The 23,162-nt window shown below is 71.2% G+C and carries 21 protein-coding genes; 13 read left to right on the plus strand and 8 right to left on the minus strand.

All coding sequences use genetic code 11. The features are described 5' to 3' along the window. Nucleotides 1-6 precede the first annotated feature (6 nt). The 5 genes from OXR63_RS05675 to xseA all read right to left on the minus strand — a co-directional run bounded on the left by OXR63_RS05675 (nucleotide 7) and on the right by xseA (nucleotide 4,505). Nucleotides 7-1,461 carry a class II fumarate hydratase gene (locus OXR63_RS05675; RefSeq protein ID WP_308202123.1) on the minus strand — a complete coding sequence of 485 codons (1,455 nt, stop codon included), beginning with the start codon at nucleotides 1,459-1,461 and terminating at the stop codon, nucleotides 7-9. A 118-nt stretch (nucleotides 1,462-1,579) separates the two neighbouring features. Further along, nucleotides 1,580-2,194: a carbonic anhydrase gene (locus tag OXR63_RS05680; RefSeq protein ID WP_267420690.1), complete on the minus strand. Its 615-nt coding sequence runs from the start codon at nucleotides 2,192-2,194 to the stop codon at nucleotides 1,580-1,582. 102 nt (nucleotides 2,195-2,296) lie between these two features. Further along, nucleotides 2,297-2,935: a DUF4245 domain-containing protein gene (locus OXR63_RS05685; RefSeq protein ID WP_267420691.1), complete on the minus strand. Its 639-nt coding sequence runs from the start codon at nucleotides 2,933-2,935 to the stop codon at nucleotides 2,297-2,299. Then, nucleotides 2,932-3,183, minus strand: coding sequence for an exodeoxyribonuclease VII small subunit (locus OXR63_RS05690; RefSeq protein ID WP_267420692.1), 252 nt, complete (start codon nucleotides 3,181-3,183; stop codon nucleotides 2,932-2,934). The genes OXR63_RS05685 and OXR63_RS05690 overlap by 4 nt, the downstream gene beginning before the upstream one ends. 83 nt (nucleotides 3,184-3,266) lie before the next feature. Continuing rightward, the gene (xseA, locus tag OXR63_RS05695; RefSeq protein ID WP_267420693.1) at nucleotides 3,267-4,505 is read right to left on the minus strand and encodes an exodeoxyribonuclease VII large subunit; all 1,239 of its coding nucleotides are present in this window, start codon (nucleotides 4,503-4,505) and stop codon (nucleotides 3,267-3,269) included. A 127-nt stretch (nucleotides 4,506-4,632) separates the two neighbouring features. On the opposite strand from xseA, the gene OXR63_RS05700 reads away from it, so the two are divergent. Together OXR63_RS05700 and OXR63_RS05705 are read left to right on the plus strand one after the other, a co-directional pair. Then, complete coding sequence (locus OXR63_RS05700; protein ID WP_374116072.1) at nucleotides 4,633-5,697, plus strand: 4-hydroxy-3-methylbut-2-enyl diphosphate reductase; 1,065 nt, start codon at nucleotides 4,633-4,635, stop codon at nucleotides 5,695-5,697. Then, nucleotides 5,694-6,386: a DUF6264 family protein gene (locus tag OXR63_RS05705; protein ID WP_267420694.1), complete on the plus strand. Its 693-nt coding sequence runs from the start codon at nucleotides 5,694-5,696 to the stop codon at nucleotides 6,384-6,386. The genes OXR63_RS05700 and OXR63_RS05705 overlap by 4 nt, the downstream gene beginning before the upstream one ends. A 12-nt stretch (nucleotides 6,387-6,398) precedes the next feature. On the opposite strand, the gene OXR63_RS05710 is transcribed toward OXR63_RS05705, so the two are convergent. Both OXR63_RS05710 and fbaA read right to left on the minus strand, forming a co-directional pair. Next, nucleotides 6,399-7,661 carry a M18 family aminopeptidase gene (locus OXR63_RS05710; RefSeq protein ID WP_267420695.1) on the minus strand — a complete coding sequence of 421 codons (1,263 nt, stop codon included), beginning with the start codon at nucleotides 7,659-7,661 and terminating at the stop codon, nucleotides 6,399-6,401. A 93-nt stretch (nucleotides 7,662-7,754) separates the two neighbouring features. Next, entirely contained in the window at nucleotides 7,755-8,783 is a 1,029-nt protein-coding gene (fbaA, locus tag OXR63_RS05715; protein ID WP_267420696.1) for a class II fructose-bisphosphate aldolase, read from the minus strand. A 165-nt stretch (nucleotides 8,784-8,948) separates the two neighbouring features. Between fbaA and glpX the strand changes: the two genes are divergently transcribed. Beyond that, the gene (gene glpX / locus OXR63_RS05720; RefSeq protein WP_267420697.1) at nucleotides 8,949-9,938 is read left to right on the plus strand and encodes a class II fructose-bisphosphatase; all 990 of its coding nucleotides are present in this window, start codon (nucleotides 8,949-8,951) and stop codon (nucleotides 9,936-9,938) included. Between the two features lie 102 nt (nucleotides 9,939-10,040). Here glpX and rmuC read toward each other — a convergent pair whose 3' ends face one another. Beyond that, nucleotides 10,041-11,303: a DNA recombination protein RmuC gene (gene rmuC / locus OXR63_RS05725; RefSeq protein ID WP_267420698.1), complete on the minus strand. Its 1,263-nt coding sequence runs from the start codon at nucleotides 11,301-11,303 to the stop codon at nucleotides 10,041-10,043. Between the two features lie 188 nt (nucleotides 11,304-11,491). Between rmuC and iolC the strand changes: the two genes are divergently transcribed. From iolC to OXR63_RS05775, 10 genes are read left to right on the plus strand one after another with little or no spacing between them, the layout of a single operon-like run. After that, nucleotides 11,492-12,484: a 5-dehydro-2-deoxygluconokinase gene (gene iolC, locus OXR63_RS05730; RefSeq protein ID WP_267420699.1), complete on the plus strand. Its 993-nt coding sequence runs from the start codon at nucleotides 11,492-11,494 to the stop codon at nucleotides 12,482-12,484. Beyond that, entirely contained in the window at nucleotides 12,477-13,502 is a 1,026-nt protein-coding gene (locus OXR63_RS05735; protein WP_267420700.1) for a class I fructose-bisphosphate aldolase, read from the plus strand. Before iolC ends, OXR63_RS05735 begins: the two co-directional genes overlap by 8 nt. Further along, nucleotides 13,499-15,010, plus strand: a complete 1,512-nt coding sequence (locus tag OXR63_RS05740; protein WP_267420701.1) for a CoA-acylating methylmalonate-semialdehyde dehydrogenase — start codon at nucleotides 13,499-13,501, stop codon at nucleotides 15,008-15,010. The genes OXR63_RS05735 and OXR63_RS05740 overlap by 4 nt, the downstream gene beginning before the upstream one ends. An 11-nt stretch (nucleotides 15,011-15,021) precedes the next feature. Continuing rightward, the gene (iolB, locus tag OXR63_RS05745) at nucleotides 15,022-15,918 is read left to right on the plus strand and encodes a 5-deoxy-glucuronate isomerase (RefSeq protein ID WP_267420702.1); all 897 of its coding nucleotides are present in this window, start codon (nucleotides 15,022-15,024) and stop codon (nucleotides 15,916-15,918) included. 17 nt (nucleotides 15,919-15,935) lie between these two features. Next, nucleotides 15,936-17,819, plus strand: a complete 1,884-nt coding sequence (iolD, locus tag OXR63_RS05750; protein WP_267420976.1) for a 3D-(3,5/4)-trihydroxycyclohexane-1,2-dione acylhydrolase (decyclizing) — start codon at nucleotides 15,936-15,938, stop codon at nucleotides 17,817-17,819. 33 nt (nucleotides 17,820-17,852) lie between these two features. Then, nucleotides 17,853-18,806: a sugar phosphate isomerase/epimerase family protein gene (locus OXR63_RS05755; RefSeq protein ID WP_267420703.1), complete on the plus strand. Its 954-nt coding sequence runs from the start codon at nucleotides 17,853-17,855 to the stop codon at nucleotides 18,804-18,806. A gap of 49 nt (nucleotides 18,807-18,855) precedes the next feature. Continuing rightward, nucleotides 18,856-19,902: a Gfo/Idh/MocA family protein gene (locus OXR63_RS05760; protein ID WP_267420704.1), complete on the plus strand. Its 1,047-nt coding sequence runs from the start codon at nucleotides 18,856-18,858 to the stop codon at nucleotides 19,900-19,902. Nucleotides 19,903-19,905: 3 nt separating this feature from the next. Next, nucleotides 19,906-20,775, plus strand: coding sequence for a sugar phosphate isomerase/epimerase family protein (locus OXR63_RS05765; RefSeq protein ID WP_267420705.1), 870 nt, complete (start codon nucleotides 19,906-19,908; stop codon nucleotides 20,773-20,775). Next, on the plus strand, nucleotides 20,772-21,911 hold the full coding sequence (locus tag OXR63_RS05770) for a transaldolase family protein (RefSeq protein WP_267420706.1): 1,140 nt from the start codon (nucleotides 20,772-20,774) through the stop codon (nucleotides 21,909-21,911). Before OXR63_RS05765 ends, OXR63_RS05770 begins: the two co-directional genes overlap by 4 nt. 5 nt (nucleotides 21,912-21,916) lie before the next feature. Continuing rightward, nucleotides 21,917-23,110: a Gfo/Idh/MocA family protein gene (locus OXR63_RS05775; protein WP_267420708.1), complete on the plus strand. Its 1,194-nt coding sequence runs from the start codon at nucleotides 21,917-21,919 to the stop codon at nucleotides 23,108-23,110. Nucleotides 23,111-23,162 lie beyond the last annotated feature (52 nt).

The following is a 23,162-nucleotide window of genomic DNA, read 5'->3' on the forward strand; positions in this document are numbered from 1 at the left end:
GGGCTCTCAGTTCGGGTGGGTCATGCGGAGGACGTCGAGGGCCTCGTCGAGCTGGGCCTCGGTCACCTCGCCCCGCTCGACGTGGCCGAGGGCCACGACGGCCTCGCGGACGGTGACGCCCTCGGCGACGGCGTACTTCGCGACCTTGGCGGCGGCCTCGTAGCCGATCGCCCGGTTCAGCGGCGTCACGATGGACGGCGAAGACTCCGCGAAGGCGCGGGCGCGTGCCAGGTCGGCCTGCAGCCCGTCGATCGTCTTGTCCGCGAGGACCCGCGAGCTGTTCGCCAGCAGCCGGATGGACTCGAGCAGGGCGGTGCCCATCACGGGGATCGCGACGTTGAGCTCGAAGGCCCCGGACGCACCCGCCCAGGAGACGGTGGCGTCGTTGCCGATGACCCGGGCCGCGACCATCAGGGTGGCCTCGGGGATCACCGGGTTGACCTTGCCGGGCATGATCGAGGACCCCGGCTGCAGGTCGGGGATGTGCAGTTCGCCGAGCCCCGTGTTCGGACCGGAGCCCATCCAGCGCAGGTCGTTGTTGATCTTCGTCAGGCTGACCGCGAGCACCTTGAGCGCGCCGGAGGCCTCGACGAGGGCGTCTCGTGCGCCTTGGGCCTCGAAGTGGTCGAGGGCCTCGGTGATCGGCAGGCCGGTGTCCTCGGCGAGCTGTGCGATGACCTGCTGCGGGAAGCCCTTGGGGGTGTTGATGCCCGTGCCGACGGCCGTTCCGCCGAGCGGGACCTCGGCGACGCGGGGGAGCGTGGCGTTCACGCGCTCGATGCCGAGTCGGATCTGGCGTGCGTACCCGCCGAACTCCTGCCCGAGGGTCACCGGGGTGGCGTCCATCAGGTGCGTCCGCCCGGACTTCACCGCGTCGGCCCACTCGACGGCCTTGCGCTCGAGCGACTCGGCGAGGTGCTCGAGTGCCGGCACCAGGGACCGGATCAGCGCGTCGGTGACGGCGACGTGGACCGAGGTCGGGAAGACGTCGTTCGAGGACTGCGAGGCGTTGACGTGGTCGTTCGGGTGGACCGCGTCGCCGGCGATGTCGGAGGCGAGGGTCGCGAGGACCTCGTTCATGTTCATGTTCGACGACGTGCCGCTGCCGGTCTGGTAGACGTCCACGGGGAACTGGTCGTGGTGCTCGCCGGCGATGATCGTGTCGGCGGCCTGCTGGATCGCGTCGGCCACGCTGCCGTCGATGATCCCGAGCTGCCCGTTCACGATGGCCGCCGCACGCTTGATCCGTGCGAGGGCGATGATCTGCGCGGGCTCGAGGCCGGTGCCGGAGATCGGGAAGTTCTCGACGGCACGCTGGGTCTGTGCGCGGTAGAGGGCCGAGGCCGGCACGCGGACCTCGCCCATCGTGTCGTGTTCGATCCGGTAGTCGCCGGTGGTGTCGGTCGTCGTCGCGCTCGTGTCGGTCGCGCTGGTGTCGGTCGTCGCGGTGGTGTCGGTCACGTCGTCGTGGTCCTTCCTGGTGGTGCTGCCGGACGCGGTCACGTCCGGGAGGTGCTGCCGGTCGGGTTCGCCGTCCGGGAGGTCGTGGCGCTGGACGCCGGTGCCGTGGGCCTGCCGGTCAGGCGTCGCCCACGACGGTGTCGATCGTGACCTCGCCCGTGGCCAGGTCGTAGGTCGCACCGACCACGGCCAACCTACCCTCGGCGATGGCGTCGGACACCGCCCCTGAGCGTTCGAGGACGGCACGCAGCGTCGCCTCCAGGTGGGCGGCTCCGATCGCTTCCTGCGGGATGTCGGCGTCGGTGGCGCGGACACGCTCGACGCTCGGTGCGATGGCGTCGACGAGGGCCTGCAGGTGCGGGGCCGGGACGGGTTCACCGGACCGGGCGGCGGCGACGGCACCGCACTTCGTGTGCCGCAGGACCACGACGAGCGGTGTCCCGAGGGCGACGACGGCGAACTCGATGGAGCCGAGGACGACGTCGTCGACGATCTGTCCGGCGTTGCGGATCGCGAAGACGTCGCCGATGCCCGCGTCGAACACGTGCTCGAACGGGACACGGGAGTCGGAGCAGCCGAGGACCGTCGCGAAGGGCGCCTGGGAGCCCTCGAGCTCCGTGCGGCGCTGCGGGTCGATGCGGCCGGTGCGGCGCTTGTCGGAGGCGAACCTGGCGTTGCCCTCGACGAGCAGACGGAGGGCCTCAGCTGGGGTGGACGCGGCGCGGTCGGTCATGGGGTTCGGCTCCTCGGTGCTGCTGCGGGGGGTCGGGCTGGTACGGGTCGGGCTGGTTCGGGTCGGGCTGGTCCCGGTCAGGCTGGCTCGGGTGTGGTCGGGCTACGAGCTGAGTTGCTTCGCCACGGCGCCAGCGACCGCGCGGAAGGAGGCGTCGTCGGCGGTGCCGGCCAGCACGACGGTGTCCGTGCCGAACGTCCCGACCAACGAGTAGAGCTGGTTGCCGGCGTCCTGTCCTTCGTCGCGGCGGTCGTACACGGTCCACTTCGTGCCGCCGATCGAGCGGGTGCCGGTGGCGCGGTGCTGTTCGAGCTGGTTCGCGACCCAGGTCGGGTTCGCGCGGATGCCCTGCTGCATGCCGATGTACTGCTTGTCGGGCGTCAGGAAGCCGACCGTCCAGACGTCGACCCCGTCGGCGGTCTTGTCCGTGTAGTCGGCGCGGTTGGACGAGTAGCCCTTCGGCAGCACCGGTGCGGCCAGGGTCACGCCGGGGACGTCGGCCTGGTCCGCGACCTGGCGGTAGTCGACGTTGCGGTCGACGGTGCTGTCGGGTCGTGCGACGACGGCGACGAGGAAGAGCACGATGCCGAGCGAGGCGATGAGCGCGAGCACGAGGTTGAACGCGGTCTGGTGCTCCTTGCGCGAGCGACGTGCGGTGTCCTTGCGGAGCCAGGTCTCCTCGGCGGTCTCGGGGCGGCCGAGCTCGGCGACGATCGGGCGGCCGGTGTCCGGGTCGCTCATCGGTCGGCGTCCCCGGACTCGGAGGCGGCACGGGCGGCGTCGAGTCGTGCGCGCGCGCCGACGAGCCATTCCTCACACCGGGCGGCGAGGGCCTCGCCGCGTTCCCAGAGCGTGAGCGAGCGTTCGAGCGTGGCGGACCCCTGCTCGAGTTCGCCGACCACGCGCACGAGTTCGTCGCGGGCGGCCTCGTACGTCAGGGACCGGACGTCGGACTGCTCGGCTGGTGCGGACTGCTCCTCGGTTGACACGTCTCGATCCTACCGAGCGTCCACCGACCCCACCGTGCGCGGGGTGCGCCTGTGGAGAACGTCGTTCGGGGTCGTCACGGTGCTCAGCCCTCGCCGTCCGGGCCGGGGCCCTCGGCGGTCAGCGTGCCGGTCGCGGTGCCGGCGCCGAGCGTGACACGGACGTCTGCGGTGCCGTGGAGGTCCGCTGCCGCCCGGACGACCGCGCCGTCGCCCGTCTGCACGATGGCGTAGCCGCGGCGCAGCGTGTCGCGCGGGGAGAGGGCCCGGAGTCGTCCGGTGAGGTGTCCGACGTCGGCGTGGGACCGCTCGATGCGCCGGTCGAGCAGCTCGCGCGCACGGGAGAGGTCCCGAGCCACCTCCTCAGCACGGGTGTCGACGAGCCAGGCGGTGGACGCGAGTGCCGGACGCGAGCGGAGGGCAGCGATGCGGTCGGCCTCGACCGACAGGGTGTGCGAGAGCCGGAGTCCGATCCGGGCGCGGGCCTGACGGACGTTCGCGAGTTCCTCGGCGACGTCGGGGACCACGCGCTTGGCTGCGTCGGTCGGGGTGGACGCGCGGAGGTCGGCGACCTCGTCGAGGAGCGGCCGGTCGGCTTCGTGGCCGATGGCGGACACGATCGGCGTGGTCGCCGCGGCTGCAGCACGGACGAGGCCCTCGTCGCTGAAGCCGAGCAGGTTCTGGAAGTCGCCGCCGCCACGGGCGATGACGATGACGTCGACCTCGGGGTCGGCGTCGAGCTCCTGGATCGCCGCGGTGACCTCGCCCACGGTGCGGTCGCCCTGCACCGCGGTGTGGACGGTCCGGAACTCGACGTGCGGCCACCGCAGCTGGGCGTTCCGCTTGACGTCCTTCTCGGCGTCGGAGTCCTTGCCCGTGATCAGGCCGATGCGGTGCGGCAGGAAGGGCAGACGGCGCTTGCGGGAGACGTCGAACAGGCCTTCCTCGGCCAGTGTCCGGCGGACCCGTTCGAGCCGTTCGAGCAGGTCACCGAGCCCGACGTGCTTCATCTCGACGACCTGCATCGTCAGGGAGCCGCCCTTGACCCAGTAGTTCGGCTTGACCGCGGCGACCACCCTGGCCCCCTGCTTGAGGTCGGCGGGCACCCGGGAGCGGACGCTCGACCAGATCGAGAAGGACACCGTGGCGTCGACCTCGAGGTCCTTGAGCTTGCCGTAGACGTTGCCACCCGCGACGTTCCACTGGGTGATCTCACCCTCGATCCAGGCGGTGCCGAGTCGGTCGATCCAGTCACGGAGCTTCGCGCCGAGCAGCGCGACCGGCCACGGGTTGTCGGCCGTCGGTGGGCCCTGTTCGATCGCCATCGTGCTCCTCTGCGGTGGTGCGGTCCCCATGGTGCCGGACACCCCTGACGATCCGCGTCCGGGCGGCCCCTCCGCCAGCGTCCGCGCCCCCAGCGTGTGTCGGTCCCGCTCACCTATCATCAGGGACGTGACGATCACCAACGGCCACTCGGTCCCGCTCGCCCCGCCGCGCAGCCCAGCGCCGCGTGGTCGTCTGCGGAACGACCCGGTCGCCGGCAGCAAGAAGGTCCTGCTCGCGGCACCCCGTGGCTACTGCGCGGGTGTCGACCGCGCGGTGATCGCCGTCGAGAAGGCCCTCGAGCAGTACGGGGAACCCGTCTACGTCCGCAAGCAGATCGTCCACAACGTGCACGTCGTGTCGACGCTCGAACAGCGCGGCGCGGTCTTCGTCGACGACGTGGAGGAGGTCCCGCGTGGATCCCACGTCGTGTTCAGCGCGCACGGCGTCTCACCCGCCGTCGTCGCCGGTGCCGCCGCCCGCGACCTGCACGCGATCGACGCCACCTGCCCCCTGGTCACGAAGGTCCACCGCGAGGCCACCCGCTTCGCCAAGGCCGAGCGCACCATCATCCTGATCGGGCACACCGGTCACGAAGAGGTCGAGGGCACCATGGGCCACGCGCCCGAGCGGACGATCCTGGTGAACGGCCCCGCCGACGTGGCCGCACTCACCGTGGACGACCCCGACAACCTCGTGTGGCTGTCCCAGACCACGCTGAGCGTCGACGAGACGATGGAGACCGTCCGGCTCCTGCGCGAGAAGTTCCCGACCATCGAGAACCCGCCCTCGGACGACATCTGCTACGCCACCCAGAACCGGCAGGTCGCGATCAAGAAGGTCGCGCCACAGGCCGACCTCGTCATCGTGGTCGGTTCCGCCAACTCCTCGAACAGCGTCCGCCTGGTCGACGTGGCGCTCGAGTACGGCGCGACCGCGGCACACAGAGTGGACTATGCCGAGGAGATCCAGCAGGAGTGGCTCGACGGCGTGCAGACCGTCGGAGTCACCAGCGGGGCCTCGGTACCCGAGGAGCTCGTGCACGAGGTCCTCGAGCAGCTGGCTGACGCCGGCTACGGCACCGTGGAAGAGGTCGTCACAGCGCACGAGGACCTGATGTTCTCGCTCCCCAAGGAACTCCGGACCGACGCGTCGGGCACTCCCACGCGCGGGCTCGGCGGCCGGCGCCGATGAGCGTGCAGGGCGACTGGTCGGCGGCGCCTGACCGTGACCGCGGTGTGCCGCCGCAGGGCACCGGCTCGGACACCAGCACCGGCACCAACTCCCGTCCGCAGGGCCGACCCGCACCGCAGTACGGCGAGTACGCCCCCGAGGGCTGGGTGAACCCCGTCCTAGTCGAGCAGGAACGCCTGGAGCGCCAGCGGGCAGAACGCGAGCGTCCCGAGCAGCAGCAGCAGCAGCAGCCCGCACCGCGGACCGTGCGTGCCGAGCGCCCCGACACGGACGCTGGACGCGCCCCGGCCGCTGTCGGCACCCCGGTCGCCGCGCGCTTCGGAGCGTCGCCCGCGGACTTCCTGCTCACCGTGATGCTGCTCGCCTTCGGGCTCGTCTCGGTGTTGCAGTCGCTGGCGTTCCGGTCGGTCGCTGCGAACCTGGGCCGGCAGCTCGAACTCCGCTACACCGCGCTGTCCGACCCCGGCGCACTGGTCACGGCCGCCCTCGTGAGTGCGATCGGCAGCCTCGTGCTGTTCGTGCTCGTCGCGTGGTGGTCGGTCGTGCGCCTGCGCAACCGGAAGCGCACCGTCTGGGTGCCGCTGCTCGGCGGGCTCGTCGCCTCGGTGCTGACCCTGTCGGCGTTCCTCACCGTGATGCTGCACGACGATCGCTTCGTCGCCTGGGCCATGCAGCACGCGGGCGGCTGACCCCGGTCCTGGTCAGCCGGCGAGGAACGCGGCCACGGCACCGTGCAGCGCGGCGAGGTCCTCGACGTGGACCAGTTCGCGCACGGAGTGCATCGACAGCAGACCGACGCCGATGTCCACCGTCGGGATACCGAGCCGCGTCGCCGCGATCGGGCCGATGGTCGACCCGCCCGGGATCGTGTTGACGTTCACGAACGGCTGGTACGTCACCCCGGCGGCGTCGCAGGCAGCGGCGAAGACGGCCTCGCCCTTCGCCTCGGTCATGTAGCGCTGGTTCGCGCTGATCTTGAGCAGCGGACCACCACCCGGGCGCGGGCGGTTGGTCGGGTCGTGCTTCTCCGAGTAGTTCGGGTGGACCAGGTGCCCGGCGTCGCTCGAGAGCAACCACGAGGCACGGAACGCCCGCGCGGCCTCGGACCGGGTGGCCCCGAGGCCCTCCTGCACGCGGCCGAGCACGTCCTCGAGAAACGGCCCGCCCGCACCGGAGGGCGTCGCCGACCCGACTTCCTCGTGGTCGAACGCGGCGAACACCGGGACGTGGTCGCCGTCCGCGGGAGCGTCGACGATGCCGCGGAGTCCGGCGTGCACGCTCGTCAGGTTGTCCATCCGGCCCGACGCCAGGAACGAGCCGTCGATGCCGACCCGGGCGGGAGCCTGCGTGTCCGCGAGGAAGAGGTCCCACGACACGGCGGTCTCGCCGACCCGGCCGCGGAGCCACGCGAGGGCGTCGACCCCGCCGGCACTCGTGCCGTCGGTCCCGACCACGGGGAGCGTGTGCCGCTGCCGGTCGATCTCGGCGCCGGCGTTCACCCCGCGGTCGAGGTGGATCGCCAGGTTCGGGATCCGGGCCACCGCGTCGGTGTCGAGCAGCGTGACGGTGCCGTCCGTGTGCACGACCCGTCCGGCGATGCGGAGGTCGCGGTCGAACCACGTCGACAGGATCGGGCCGCCGTAGACCTCGACGTTGAGCTGCTCCCACCCGCCGACCCGGACGACGGGGTTCGGCTTGATGCGGAACCCGGGGGAGTCGGTGTGGGCGCCGAGGATGCGGAACGGGGTCGTCGTGGTGGCCCCGGCCGGGAGTCGCCAGGCGATGACGGCGCCGTCCCGCACGACGACGTAGGCGCCGGGGTCGGTCGGCCAGGCGTCGCGCTCGTCGAGCTCGGTGAACCCGGCGCTGACGAGCCGGTCACGGGCCACGGCGGCGGCGTGGAACGCCGTCGGCGACTCGGTGACGAAGTGGGCGAACTCGGAGGCGATGGCGTCGACGGTCACCCGACCATGGTGGCACGATCGCGAGGTGGCCAGACGCAGCACGGGACGCGTCCGTCGGACGCGCCCCGTGCCTCCTGGCGGTGTGCGGTGTGGTCAGCTCTGGCTGTGCCCGGCCGACCCGAGGACCTTGGCGGCCTCGCCCACGCGGGCGGCCATCGCGGTCTCGGCGACCTTGCCCCAGGCGCGGGGGTCGTACTGCTTCTTGTTGCCGACCTCGCCGTCGAGCTTCAGGACGCCCTCGTAGTTGCTGAACATCGATCCGGCGATCGACCGCGTGAACGCGTACTGCGTGTCCGTGTCGATGTTCATCTTGATGACGCCGTTGCGGACGGCCTCGTGGATCTCGTCGTCGGTGGAGCCGGAGCCGCCGTGGAAGACGAGGTCGAGGGGGTTCTCGCCGGTGCCGTGCTTCGCGGCGACCGCTGCCTGGATCTCGCCGAGGAGCTCCGGACGCAGCTTCACGTTGCCCGGCTTGTAGACGCCGTGCACGTTGCCGAAGGTCAGGGCGGCGATCCAGCGGCCCTTGTCCCCGAGACCGAGTGCGTCGACGACCCGCTCGACGTCGCCCGAGGTCGTGTAGAGGGCGTCGTTGGTGCCCTCGTGCTCGACGCCGTCCTCTTCGCCGCCGACGACGCCGATCTCGACCTCGAGGATGGCGTTGATGTTGCGGGTCTTCTCGATCATCGTGCGGGCGATCTCGATGTTCTCGTCGAGCGACACGGCCGAGCCGTCCCACATGTGCGACTGGAAGATCGGGTTGCGACCGTGGCGGACCTCTTCTTCGCTGGCCGCGATGAGCGGCAGGACGAAGCCGTCGAGGGCGTCCTTCGGGCAGTGGTCCGTGTGGAGCGCGACGGTGATCGGGTAGTTCTTGGCGACCTCGTGCGCGAACGCCGCCATGGCGAGCGCACCGGCGGCACGGTTCTTCACGGTCTGGCCGGCGAAGTAGTCGGCACCGCCGGTCGTCACCTGGATGATGCCGTCCGACCCGGCCTCGGTCAGGCCCTGGAGGACCGCGTTGATGGTCTGCGACGAGGACACGTTGACCGCGGGGTAGGCGAACTTGCCGGCCTTCGCGCGGTCGATCATCTCGGCGTACTGTTCCGGCGTTGCGATGGGCACGTGATCTCCTTCGACTTCGGTGATGTCCGCACCGATCGTAGTCAGCCGGTCTGGAGGAGCGGTGCGGTTCCGGCGGATCTGTGGATGACCGCCTGTGGTCCCGCGCGCGCTGCACATCCGTCCGCCGGGCGGCTCGCCTGGGTCGCGCTCGGTAGGCTGCAGTACGTGACTCCCACGACTGAGACCGGATCCCTCTTCCTGCAGCCCGACCGCAACCTGGCCCTCGAACTCGTCCGCGCGACCGAGGCCGCCGCGATCCGCGCGCAACCGTGGGTCGGCCGGGGGGAGAAGAACCTCGCGGACGGTGCCGCCGTCGACGCGATGCGCAAGTTCCTCGGCACGGTCAACTTCGACGGCGTGGTCATCATCGGCGAGGGCGAGAAGGACAACGCCCCGATGCTCTACAACGGCGAGCACGTCGGCAACGGCCACGGCCCGGCCTGCGACATCGCGGTCGACCCGATCGACGGCACCTCGCTCACCGCCGCCGGCCGCCAGAACGCCATCTCCGTGATGGCCGTCTCCGACCGTGGCTCGATGTACGACCCGTCGGCCGTGTTCTACATGGACAAGATCGCCGCCGGACCCGAGGGGCGCGGGGTCCTCGACCTCGAGAAGCCGATCGGCGACAACATCCGCGCGCTGGCGAAGGCCAAGGGCAAGGACCTCGAGGACATGGTCGTCGCCGTGCTCGACCGCCCCCGCCACGACGAGCTCATCCGCGCGATCCGTGCCACGGGCGCCGGCACCCGCCTGCTGCTCGACGGTGACGTCGCCGGTGGCATCGCGGCGGCCCTGCCCGGCTCGAACATCGACATGTGCGTCGGTGTCGGCGGCACCCCCGAGGGCATCATCACCGCCTGCGCGATCAAGGCGCTCGGCGGGGTGCTGCTCGGCAAGCTCCAGCCGAAGGACGACGAGGAGCGCGAGCGCGCCATCGCGGCGGGCCACGACCTCGACAAGGTCCTCGACCAGGACGACCTCGTCACGGGCGACAACACGTTCTTCGTCGCGACGGGCGTCACGGACGGCGTGCTCGTCGATGGTGTCCGCCGCTCGCGTGGCGTCATCCACACCGACTCGCTCGTGCTCCGGTCGCGCTCGAACACGATCCGTCGCATCCAGGCGGACCACCGCGCCGAGAAGTGGTTCTGATCCCCAGGGTCTGACCGACGCACGACGAGGACCCGCTCGCACCACGGACAGTCGTGGTGCGAGCGGGTTCTGTTGTGCGGACCCAGTGCCCGCGTCCGCGCGTCAGTCCTCGTCGAGGGCACCGACGAGTTCCGGAGCGGTGAGCAGCCGCGGCTCGTCCTCGACCACGGTGGGCTCGGCGATGACCTTCGACTCGTCGAGCATCGACAGCCGCCGGGCACTCGGCAGCACCTGCCGTTCGAGCGACCCCACGAAGCGGTTGTAATCGACGACCGAGCCGCGGATCGAGCGCCCGAGCTTGTCGACGTGCGTGGCCATGGTGGTGAGCCGGCCGTGGAGTTCGCGGGCGACCCGGAAGAGCTCGCGGGCCTCGGTCGTGACGACGTCCTGCTGCCACGAGAACGCCACGGTCTTGAGCACCGACCACAGCGTCACCGGGGACGCCAGGGCGACCCGCTTGCGGAACGCGTGGTCGAGCAGCCCCGGGTCGGCGGCAAGGGCACTGGCGATGAGGGACTCGGACGGGATGAACGCCACCGTGAGCTCGGGGGAGGCGTCGTAGCCCGACCAGTACTCCCGCGCGGCGAGGGCGTCCACGTGCGCCCGCAGGGCCTTGACGTGCTGCGTCATGAGCGTGGTGCGGCGCGCACCCTCGGCTCCGGTGGCACTGGCGGGGATCGCCACCGCCTGCAGGTACGCGCTGAAGGGCACCTTGGCGTCGACGGCGATGCTCTTGCCGCCGGGCAGGTGCACGATCATGTCCGGGCGGGCGGCACCGGCGGACGTCGTCACCGAGGACTGCACGTCGAAGTCGACGCGTTCGAGCAGCCCGGCGGCCTCGACCACGTTGCGCAGCTGGGTCTCGCCCCAGACGCCCCGCGTGCTGTTCGAGGTGAGTGCGCTCGCGAGGGTCTCGGCGGTGGCACGGAGCCGTTCCTCGGACTCGGCGGCGGACCGCAGCTGGGTGGAGATGGCACCGTACTGCTCGCTGCGGGCACGCTCGAGCTCGGCGATCTTCGCGCGCATCACGTCGAGGGTCTCGGCGACGGGGCTGAGTGCCGTGAGCACCTTGGACTCGTCCTGCGACCGGGCGGTCTCGGCGCCGTGCATGCGCTCGACGAGGTGCTCCAGCTCCGCTGACCGCCGTTCGAGCGAGTCGACCTGTCGGCGGTACTGGGTGTCCTGCGCGTCGAGGCGTTCCTCGGCGTCCTGGCGGACCTCGGAGAGCCGCGCGCGGAGGGCGTCGGCGGTGGCGACGGCCGTGGCGGCGGACGCACCGGCGCGGGAACGCGCCAGCGACCACGCGACGGCGGCGCCGGCCAGGGCGCCGATCAGCAGGCCGACGAGCAGGGCGGAGATGTCCATGTCCAGACCTTCCCAGGATCCACCGACAGCAGCGGGACGGACGCGGGCGAGCCTCCAGAACGGAACGGGAGGCGACCAGGGGACCACCGGAACGGGCCGGCCGGACCATGTCATGACATTAGGCCAAGGATGATGTACAGTCGTGATCGTCCGCCGATGAAGCCGCACGGAAGGTCCCCTCGCGTCGCATGACGAACGAAGCTCCCCACGCCTACGACGTGATCACCATGGGTCGTGTCAGCGTCGACATCTACCCGCAGCAGACCGGTCCGCTCGAGGACGTCGAGACGTTCTCCAAGTCCGTCGGCGGCAGCGCCACGAACGTGGCCATCGCCGCGGCCCGCCACGGTGCGGACGCCGCCGTCATCACCCGCACCGGCAACGACCCCTTCGGCCGGTACATCGCGCGCACCCTGCCGGAGTTCGGCGTCGCGAACGCGTTCGTCGAGACGGTCGACGGCCTGAACACCCCGGTCGCGTTCTGCGAGCTGTTCCCGCCGGACGACTTCCCCCTGTACTTCTACCGGGCACCCAAGGCGCCGGACCTGATGATCACGGCCAAGTCCCTGCCGCTCCACGAGATCGAGCGCGCACGGGTCTTCTGGACCACGGTGACGGGACTGAGCGAGGAGCCCAGCCGCCAGGCGCACCACGTCGCGTTCGCGGCACGGAGCGCATCGGAGCACCCCACGGCGGTGCACACAGTGCTGGACCTCGACTACCGGTCGGTGTTCTGGTCCTCGCCGGCCGCCGCCACCAGAGAGGTGGCGGTCGCCCTCGAGCACGCCACCGTCGCCGTCGGCAACCGCGAGGAGTGCGAGGTCGCCGTCGGCGAGACCGACCCGATGCGCGCAGCCGACGCCCTGCTCGAACGCGGGGTCGAGGTCGCGATCGTGAAGCAGGGGCCGAAGGGCGTCCTCGCGAAGACCCGCGACGAGGTCGTCGAGCTCCGCCCGCACCACATCGACGTCGTCAACGGGCTCGGCTCGGGCGACGGCTTCGGGGGAGCGCTGACGCACGGGCTCCTGCAGGGCTGGGGGCTCGAGCGTGTGCTCGCCTTCGCCAACGCGGCCGGTGCCATCGTCGCCACCCGCTTCGAGTGCTCGACGGCCATGCCGACGAGCGACGAGATCGAGACGTTCCTGCAGGACAACCCGACAGAGGAGGCCGTCCATGCCTGAGATCAGCCCCGCTGCCATCGACCGCCTGCGCGACGTCCGCGCCGGTTCCCCGGAGGTCGTCGCGAGCACCCTCGCGTCCCGCACCCGCCGATCGCTGCTCGGCGAGGACGGCAAGCTCTTCATCGTCGCGGCCGACCACCCCGCCCGTGGCGCGCTGGCCGTCGGTGACGACCAGTCCGCGATGGCCGACCGGTACGACCTGCTCGAGCGGCTCGTCGTCGCCCTCGGTCGCCCCGGTGTCGACGGGGTCCTCGGCACGCCGGACATCCTCGAGGACCTGGCGCTCCTCGGCGCCCTCGACGGCAAGGTCGTCGTGGGCTCGATGAACCGCGGCGGACTCCGCGGCGCGACCTTCGAGATGGACGACCGGTACACCGCCTACTCGGCGGCATCGATCAAGCGGTCCGGCTTCGACTTCGCCAAGCTGCTCGTCCGCGTCAACCTGCAGGACGCCGGCACTGCCCCGACGCTCGAGGCCACGGCGAAGGCCGTCACCGAGGCCGCCGCCGAGCAGCTCCCGATCATGCTCGAGCCCTTCATGTCGTCGTGGCAGGACGGCCGGGTCGTGAACGACCTGACGGCGGACGCCGTGATCACCTCGATGGCGATCGCCGCGGGACTCGGGGAGTCGAGCGCGTACAGCTGGCTCAAGATCCCCGTGGTCGACGACATGGAGCGCGTGATGGCGGCGACGACGCTGCCGACCCTCCTGCTCGGTGGCGACCCGTCGTCGCGTCCGCTGGAGACCTACGCCGCCTGGGCCGACGCCCTCGCCCTGCCGGGCGTGCGCGGCCTGGTCGTCGGACGCACCCTGCTCTACCCGCCGGACGGCGACGTCGCCGCCGCGGTCGACGTGGCCGCCGGACTCGTCCACACCCGGTCCGCCGGACACACCAACGGACTCGTCCACAGCCAGGAGGCTCGGGGCGCGTCCTCCACAGATGCGCACGACCCAGCCGCGCGGCTCGCCGGCTCCACGACCATGGACTCGTCCATCCCGGAAGGAAGCACCGCATGACGCTCACCGACACCGCCCTCACGACGATCGGGCACTGGATCGACGGGGCCCGCGTGGCCTCGACGTCCGGGCGCACGGCACCCGTCTACGACCCGGCACTCGGTGTCGCGACGAAGCAGGTCGCGCTCGCCGACGACGCCGAGGTCCAGGCCGCGATCGCCAGCGCGAAGGCCGCCTTCCCCGCGTGGGGTGACCTGTCCCTCGCCAAGCGCCAGCAGGTCCTCTTCGCGTTCCGCGAGATCCTGAACCGGGACAAGGCCGAGCTCGCCGAGATCATCACGAGCGAGCACGGCAAGGTCCTCGACGACGCCCTCGGCGAGATCGCCCGTGGACAAGAGGTCGTCGAGCTCGCGACGAGCATCCCGCAGCTGCTCAAGGGCGAGTTCAGCGACCAGGTCTCCACCGGGATCGACGTCTACTCGATCCGCCAGCCGCTCGGCGTCGTGGGGATCATCAGCCCCTTCAACTTCCCCGCCATGGTCCCGCTGTGGTTCCTGCCGATCGCGATCGCCGCGGGCAACACCGTCGTGCTGAAGCCGAGCGAGAAGGACCCGAGCGCCGCGCTCTGGCTCGCCGAGAAGTTCACCGAGGCCGGGCTGCCCGCCGGCGTCTTCAACGTCCTGAACGGCGACAAGGTGAGCGTCGACGGCCTGCTCACGAGCCCCGAATTGCAGTCGATCTCCTTCGTCGGCTCCACGCCGATCGCGCAGTACGTCTACGAGACCGGCACCCGGCACGGCAAGCGCGTGCAGGCCCTCGGCGGCGCGAAGAACCACATGCTCGTGCTGCCCGACGCCGACCTCGACCTCGTCGCCGACAACGCCATCAACGCGGGCTTCGGGTCCGCCGGGGAGCGCTGCATGGCGATCTCCGTGGTCGTCGCGGTGGAGCCGGTCGCCGACGAGCTCATCGAGAAGATCACCGAGCGCGCGGCCACCCTGCGCGTCGGTGACGGACGTCGCGGGTGCGACATGGGTCCGCTCGTCACCGAGCAGCACCGCGACAAGGTCGCCTCGTACATCGAGGTCGCCGAGCAGGACGGTGCGGTGGTCGTGGTGGACGGCCGCACCGTCCGACCCGACGGCGACGAGAACGGCTTCTGGCTCGGCCCGACGCTGATCGACCGCGTCCCGACCACCAGCCGCGTCTACACCGAGGAGATCTTCGGCCCGGTGCTCTCCGTCGTCCGGGTGGCCACGTACGAAGAGGGCCTCGAGCTCATCAACTCCGGCGCGTTCGGCAACGGCACCGCGATCTTCACGAACGACGGCGGCGCCGCCCGTCGGTTCCAGCGCGACGTGCAGGTCGGCATGATCGGCATCAACGTCCCGATCCCCGTGCCGGTGGCGTACTACTCGTTCGGCGGTTGGAAGAACTCGCTGTTCGGTGACCACAAGGCGTACGGCGCTGACGGCGTGAGCTTCTTCACCCGCCAGAAGGCCATCACGAGCCGGTGGCTGGACCCGTCGCACGGCGGCATCAACCTCGGCTTCCCGTCGAACAGCTGACGGCCCCGCACATGACGAACGACACCTGGTTCATCCCGGCCGGCTCGCGACCCGAGGACGGCTGGACGGACGTCGTCGACGGCCGCGTCGAGGGCTGGGCCCACACCGGTCTCCGCACCGGCGCGCTGTCCGACGGTGCCGAGCTGCACCTGCCGTCCGACGCCGTCGAGCGCATCGTGGTGCCGCTCGCCGGCAGCTTCACCGTGACCTACGGCGACACCACCCAGGAACTCGAGGGCCGCTCGAGCGTCTTCGACGGGCCGACCGACGTCCTGTACCTCGGGTCGGGGACCGCGGCGACGATCACCGGCCGCGGTCGGTTCGCGGTCGCCGAAGCCCCGACGGAGGAGCACAAGCCGTCGGCGTACGTGCCCCGGCAGGACGTCCCCGTGGAGCTCCGCGGTGCCGGCCAGTCGAGCCGGCAGGTGCACAACTTCGGCACGCCCGCCGCGCTCGACGCCGTGCAGTTCATCGTGTGCGAGGTCATCACGCCCGCGGGCAACTGGTCGTCGTACCCGCCGCACAAGCACGACACGAACCGTCCCGGGCAGGAGTCCGACCTCGAGGAGATCTACTACTACGAGTCCGCCGTGGCCCGTGGTGTCGACGCCCCCGAGTCGGCGGACCCGTTCGCGCTGCACCGCACGTACGCCTCCGACGACCGCCCGATCGACGAGTTCCGCCAGGTCCGCACCGGCGACGTCGCCCTCGTGCCGTACGGGTGGCACGGCCCGGCCGTCGCCGCCCCCGGCTACGACATGTACTACCTCAACGTGATGGCCGGGCCCGACCCGGAGCGCGTCTGGAACATCACCGACGACCCCGCCCACGGGTGGGTCCGCCAGGTGTGGGAGTCGGAGACGATCGACCCCCGACTGCCCTACGAGCACGAGAAGGAGCCCGCGTGAGCACCCCCACACGCCGCATGACCGTCGGCCAGGCCCTGGTCGAGTTCCTCGCGAACCAGTGGACCGTCGACGGTGACGTCCGCGAGCGCACGATCCCGGGCATCTTCGGCATCTTCGGGCACGGCAACGTCGCCGGTCTCGGCCAGGCGATCAAGCAGCTGCACGTCGAGCAGCCCGGCCTGCTGCCGTACCACCAGGCCCGCAACGAGCAGGCGATGGTGCACCAGGCGGTCGGGTACGCCCGGATGCACCGCCGGCGCGCCACCTACGCCGCCACCGCCTCGGTCGGTCCGGGTGCGGCCAACATGCTGACCGGTGCAGCGCTCGCCACGACGAACCGACTGCCCGCCCTGCTCCTGCCGTCCGACACCTTCGCCACGCGCACCACGGACCCGGTGCTGCAGCAGATCGAGATGCCGCACGACACCTCGGTGCAGGTCACCGACGCGTTCCGGCCGCTGTCGCGGTTCTTCGACCGCGTCGAGCGGCCGGAGCAGCTCTTCTCGATCGCGCTCGCCGCGATGCGGGTGCTCACGGACCCCGCCGAGACGGGTGCGGTCACGATCGCCCTGCCCGAGGACGTCCAGGCCGAGGAGCTCGAGGTCCCCGTCGCGTTCCTCGCACCGCGCGAGTGGCACGTCCGTCGGCCCCTGCCCGAGCACGGACCGCTGGCCCGGGCCGTCGCCGCGATCCAGGCCGCCGAACGCCCGGTGATCGTCGCCGGCGGCGGGGTCCTGTACGCCGACGCGGCCGCCGAGCTGCGGGCCTTCGTCGAGGCCACCGGCATCCCGGTGGGCACCTCGCAGGCCGGTGGCGGTGCCCTGCACTGGGACCACCCGCAGTACCTGGGCGGCATCGGCGCGACCGGCACGGCGGCCGCGAACGCGATCGCCGCGCAGGCCGACGTCGTGATCGGCATCGGCACCCGCTACAGCGACTTCACCACGGCGTCCCGCACGGCGTTCCAGCACCCGGACGTCACCTTCGTCAACGTGAACGTCGCCGCGTTCGACGCCTACAAGCACGGCACCCAGCTGCCGCTGATCGCGGACGCCCGGGAGGCCCTGGTCGCCCTGACGGGGTCCCTGGCGTCGTACACCGTGTCTGACGGGTACGCGACCGAGATCGCGGACCGCAAGCGGTCCTGGGACGCCCTGGTCGACGACGCATTCGCGCCGACGGGTGCCGCGTTGCCCGGGCAGTCGGAGATCATCGGCGCCGTCCAGTCCGCCTGCGACCCCCGTGACGTCGTCATCCAGGCGGCCGGTTCGCTGCCGGGCGACCTGCACAAGCTCTGGCGGGTCCGCGACGAGCTCGGCTACCACGTCGAGTACGCGTTCTCGTGCATGGGCTACGAGATCGCCGGCGGGCTCGGTGTCCGACGCGGCGCACCCGACCGCGACGCCATCGTCATGGTCGGCGACGGCTCCTACCTGATGCTGCACACCGAACTCGTCACCGCGGTGGCCGAGGGCCTCAAGATCATCGTGGTGCTCATCCAGAACCACGGGTACGCGTCCATCGGGCACCTCTCCGAGACCGTCGGGTCGGAGCGCTACGGCACCAGGTACCGCTACCTCGACGACGCCACCCAGTCCTTCGACAACGGCGAGCCACTGCCCGTCGACCTGGCCGCGAACGCCCGGTCGTACGGCGTCGACGTGATCGAGGTCGAGCCGGGGACGGGCGCCATCGACGACCTGCGGGCAGCCGTGCGTCAGGCCAAGGCGAACGAGCACACGACGCTCATCCACGTGAACTCCGACCCGCTGGTCTACGCACCCGACGGCGACGGGTGGTGGGACGTCCCGGTCGCGCAGACCTCGACCCTCGACAGCACCCGGGCCGCCCGCGCCGACTACGAGCAGCACGTCGCAGCACAGCGGCCCCTGCTCGGCTGACCCCACCACGATACAGAGAGCGACAGCGACGTCATGACCGACACCGCCACCCCCATCGGCACCCCGTCCGAGGACGCCATCGGTGCCTCGATCCGCATCGGCACCGCCCCCGACTCGTGGGGCGTCTGGTTCCCGGACGACCCGGCTCAGGTGCCGTGGCAGCGCTTCCTCGACGAGGCGAGTGCTGCCGGTTACGAGTGGATCGAGCTCGGCCCGTACGGGTACCTGCCCACCGACCCGGCACAGCTGTCCGACGAGCTGGGGTCCCGCGGCCTCAAGCTGTCCGCGGGCACGGTCTTCACCGGGTTCCACAAGGGCGACGACCAGTTCCAGCGGGCGTGGGACCAGGCCGTCGCGGTCGCGGGGCTCGCGGCTGCGCTCGGCGCCGAGCACCTCGTCACGATCCCGGACCTGTGGCGGTCGGACGCCACGGAAGAGGTGCTCGAGGCCCGCACGCTGGACGACGAGCAGTGGCAGCGGCTCGGCAGGGGGCACGACCAGCTCGGCAAGGCGCTGTTCGAGGAGTTCGGCGTCCACCAGCAATTCCACACGCACGCCGACAGCCACGTCGGCACGTATAAGGAGACCGTGCGCTTCCTCGAGGTCACGAACCCGGAGTACACGAACCTCTGCCTCGACACCGGCCACTTCGCGTACTACGGCGGCGACTCCCTCAAGCTCATCGCCGAGCACCCCGAGCGCATCGGCTACCTCCACCTCAAGCAGGTCGACACCGACCTGCTGTTCGACGTCCTGAAGAACGACGTCCCCTTCGCCACCGCGGTCGCGCAGGGCGTCATGACCGAGCCGCCCCACGGCACCCCGGAGCTCGCGCCGATCATCGAGGCCGTCGCGCGGATCAACCCGGAGATCTTCGGCATCGTCGAGCAGGACATGTACGGCTGCTCGGTCGACGCCCCGGGCCCGATCGCCGAGCGCACGTTCCAGCACATCCTCGGGTCCACGTCGGCCGCTCGGGCGTCCTGAGCACCCTCCGCACGAACCACCCCGCAGTCGTCCACCACAGGAGAACCACATGACCACCGGAAACCTCCGCGTCGCCGTCGTCGGCGCCGGCATGATGGGCGCCGACCACGTCCGTCGCATCACCGCGAAGATCTCGAACGCCGACGTCGTCGCGGTCGTCGAGCCCGACCAGGCCCGCGCGGCCGCGGCTGCCGCCCTCGCACCGGGTGCCGTCACCGCAGCGTCCTTCGACGAGGCGCTCGACCTGACCCCGATCGACGCCGTCGTCATCGCGACGCCCGGGTTCCTGCACGAGCCGATCCTGGTGACGGCCCTGGAGCGTGGACTCACCGTGCTCTGCGAGAAGCCCCTCACGACGAGCGCCGAGGACTCGCTCCGGATCGTCGAGCTCGAGCAGACGAAGGCCGACCGACCGAAGATCCAGGTCGGGTTCATGCGTCGCTTCGACGCCGGCTACCAGGAGCTCAAGGCACTCCGCGAGTCCGGCGCGAACGGCGCGCTGCTCGCACTGCACCACGCGCACCGCAACCCGACGACGCCGCCCAACTTCAGCGAGGCGATGCTCATCCACGACTCGGTGATCCACGAGATCGACATCATCCCGTTCATCACCGGCGAGGCGATCACGAGCGTCGAGGTCAAGAAGCCCCGCCAGAACTCCCTCGCGCCCGCCGACCTGCCCGAGCCGCAGTTCGTCCTGTTCACGACCGAGTCGGGCACCATGGCGATCGTCGAGATCAACGTCAACGCCCAGTTCGGCTACCAGGTCACCACCGACGCCGTGTTCGAGTCGGGCGTCGCGTACATCGGCCGCGAGACCTCGCAGCTCGTCGTCGCGGGCGGTGTGTCCGGCCAGGGGGTGACCCCGTCGTTCAAGGAGCGCTTCGCCGCCGCCTACGACGAAGAGGTCCAGCGCTGGGTCGACGCCGCTCGGCTCGGCGGCATCGACGGCCCGAGCGCGTGGGACGGCTACACGGCGTCCGTCGTCGCCGAGGTCGCCGTCCGTGCCCAGCAGTCCGGAGCGCACGAGCAGGTCGAGTACGCGGTCGCGAAGCCGGCGTTCTACGCCGACGCCCCGGTGCTCACGGAGGCGTAGCCCGTGCCGAAGATCGCCCTCGACCCCACTCCCTTCCACCACGACCTCGAGCTGCTCGAGTTCCCCCGGAAGGTCGCCGACCTCGGCTACGAGTACCTCCAGCTGACACCTCACCGCGACTTCATCCCGTTCTTCCGGCACCCGAAGGCCGACGACGACCTCGTCGACGCCTTCGCCGCTGCCTGCACGGACGCCGGGGTCCAGGTGGCCAGCGTCCTGCCGGTGCTCCGCTGGTCGGGTCCCGACCGCGAGACCCGCGAGACCGCCGTCAAGCAGTGGAAGCGCGTGATCGAGATCACCCAGCGCCTCGGGGTGGACACCATCAACACCGAGTTCTCGGGCCGTCCCGAACGGGCCGAGGAGTCCGAGGCGCAGTTCTACTGGGCGATGGAGGAACTGCTCCCGGTCATCGAGGCCGCCGACCTGCGCGTCCTCATCGACCCGCACCCCGACGACTTCGTCGAGGACGGCCTCGAGGCCCTGCGGGTGATCCGCGGGCTCAACTCCAAGCACGTCGGGTTCGTCTACGTGGCCTGCCACACGTTCCACTACGGCGGGGACATGGACGCCGTCATCGACGCCGCGGGGGGCTCCCTGCAGCTCGTGCACGTCGCCGACGCGTTCGACCACCACCGCTCCCACGGCCTCCGCTACATCACCAACCCGCCGGGCAACGCCGTCCGTGTCCACCAGCACCTGCCGGTGGGTCAGGGCGACGTCGACTTCGACCGGTTCTGGGCAGCGCTCGACCGCGTCGGCTTCTCGGCGCGGGAGGACGCCGTCGCGGTGTCGAGCGTCTTCGCCGAGGACGAGAACGCAGACGAGGTCTCGCGCTTCCAGCTCGACACGATCACGAAGGGACTGCACCGATGACGACCGCACCGACCGAGACCACACCCACCACGAGTGCTGGCGCGACCCCGTCCGCCGTAGCCGACACCCGCCCGGTGACGCTCCAGGCAGCCGAGCAGACCCCGACCGCCCTGTGGAACGACTCCGCCGACCCGCGCGAGCTGGCCACCGCCATCCACCTGTACGGCGCCGTCGGGGCGACCTGCAACCCGGTCATCGCGTACACCTGCATCCAGCAGGACCCGGAGACGTGGGTCCCGCGCATCCGCCAGATCGCCGCCGAGCACCCGACTGCGGGGGAATCCTGGATCGGGTGGAAGGCCGTCGAGGAGCTCTCGATCGCCGCGGCCGCCCAGCTGCTCCCCGCGTTCGAGGCATCCGGCGGGCGCAACGGCCGACTCAGCATGCAGACCGACCCGCGCTTCCACCGCGACCAGGACGCCCTCGTCGAGCAGGCCGTGCGGTTCTCCGGGCTCGCGCCGAACATCATCGTGAAGATCCCCGCGACGAAGACCGGGATCGCCGCGATCGAGGAAGCCGCCTACCGCGGGGTCTCCATCAACGCGACGGTGTCGTTCACCGTGCCGCAGGTCGTCGCCGTGGGCGAGGCCATCGAGCGTGCGCTCGACCGCCGTGCCGCGGACGGCCTGCCGGAGCAGGAGTTCGGCCACGTGGTCACTCTGATGGCCGGGCGCTTCGACGACTGGCTGAAGACCTCGGTGCAGCGCGACCACGTGATGATCGACCCCGGGTACCTCGAGTGGGCTGGCGTCGCCGCGGTCAAGAACGCCTACCGGGTCTTCCGGCAGCGCGGGTTCCGGTCGCGGGTGCTCGTCGCGGCCTTCCGCAACGCCCTGCAGTGGTCCGAGTTCCAGGGCGGCGACCTCGTCGTCTCCCCGCCGTTCCAGTGGTCGAAGGACATCAACGACAACGCGTTCCCGTTCCGTCCCGACGCCATCGACGACGAGGTCCCGGCCCACGTGCTCGACGCGCTGCGTGCGGCCACGCCGGAGTTCGCCCGCGGGTACGACGAGGACGGCATGACGATCGACGAGTTCGACCGCTTCGGTGCGACCGTGACGACGCTGCGCCAGTTCCTCGACGCGGACGCCAAGCTCGACGCCCTGGTCCGCGACATCATCGTCCCGGCCGTCTGAGCGCGATGGACTCGATCGGCGTCGGACTGATCTCCGTCGGGTGGATGGGGCGGCTGCACTCGCGTGCCTACCGCGCGCTGCCCGACCACTTCCCGGAGCTCGGCGTCCGGCCGCGGCTCGTGGTCGCGGCGGACCCGGTCCCCGAGGCCCGTGCGCAGGCCGTCGACCGCCTCGGCTACGAGCGCGCTGTCGCCGACTGGCACGAGGTCCTCGCGGACCCGGCCGTCGACGTCGTCTCGATCTGCTCGCCGAACTTCCTGCACCGCGAGATGGCCGTCGCCGCCGCAGAGGCGGGCAAGCCGTTCTGGATCGAGAAGCCGATGGGCCGTTCCGCCGAGGACTCCCGCGCGATCCACCAGGCCGTCCAGCGTTCCGGCGTGATCACGAGTGTCGGCTTCAACTACCGGCACGCCCCGGCGATCGAGCGTGCCCGCGAGCTGGTCCGGAACGGTCGACTCGGCCGGGTCACGACCGTGCGCGGGTCGTTCCTCGCCGACTACTCCGCCGACCCCGCGGCACCCCTGACCTGGCGCTTCGAGCGGGACCGTGCGGGCTCCGGAGTCCTCGGCGACCTGCTCTCGCACGGCCTCGACCTGGCGCAGTACCTGGTCGGGCGGATCGGAAGCGTCACCGCGCTCGCCGACACCGTCATCACCGAGCGTCCCGTCCCCGGCGCTGGCATCGTGGACCGGAGCGCCGCGGCGACGGGCGCGCTGCGTCCGGTCGAGAACGAGGACTACGCCGCGCTGCTCCTCCGCTTCGACGGTGGCGCTGTCGGCACGATGGACTCGAGTCGGGTCATGCACGGGCCCCACGCCGAGTACGCGATCGAGGTCTACGGCACCAGGGGCTCCGTGCGCTGGGACTTCCAGCGGATGAACGAGCTCCAGGTCGCGCTCGACGGGCAGGAGTCGTCCGGCTACACCACGCACCTCGTCGCGCCGGGCGACGGCGAGTTCGGCCGGTTCCAGCCGGGTGCTGGGACTGCGATGGGCTACGACGACCTGAAGACCATCGAGGCCGCGCAGTTCATCGCCAGCGTCCGTCGCGGAGAGCAGCTCGCGCCGTCGGTCGCCGACGGCCTGGCCGCCGCCTCCGTCGTCGAGGCCGCGGAGGCCTCCCTCGCCGACGGTGCCTGGCACGACGTCGCCCGCGTCGAGGGGCCGCTCACCGCCGACGCGGCGACCCCCGTGCTCTAGACGGTCACTGCGACGGACAGGAGGCCCGGCGCCAGCAGGTGCCGCGCCTCCT

The organism is Curtobacterium sp. GC_Cur_3, assembly GCF_026544205.1.
Lineage (GTDB): Bacteria > Actinomycetota > Actinomycetes > Actinomycetales > Microbacteriaceae > Curtobacterium.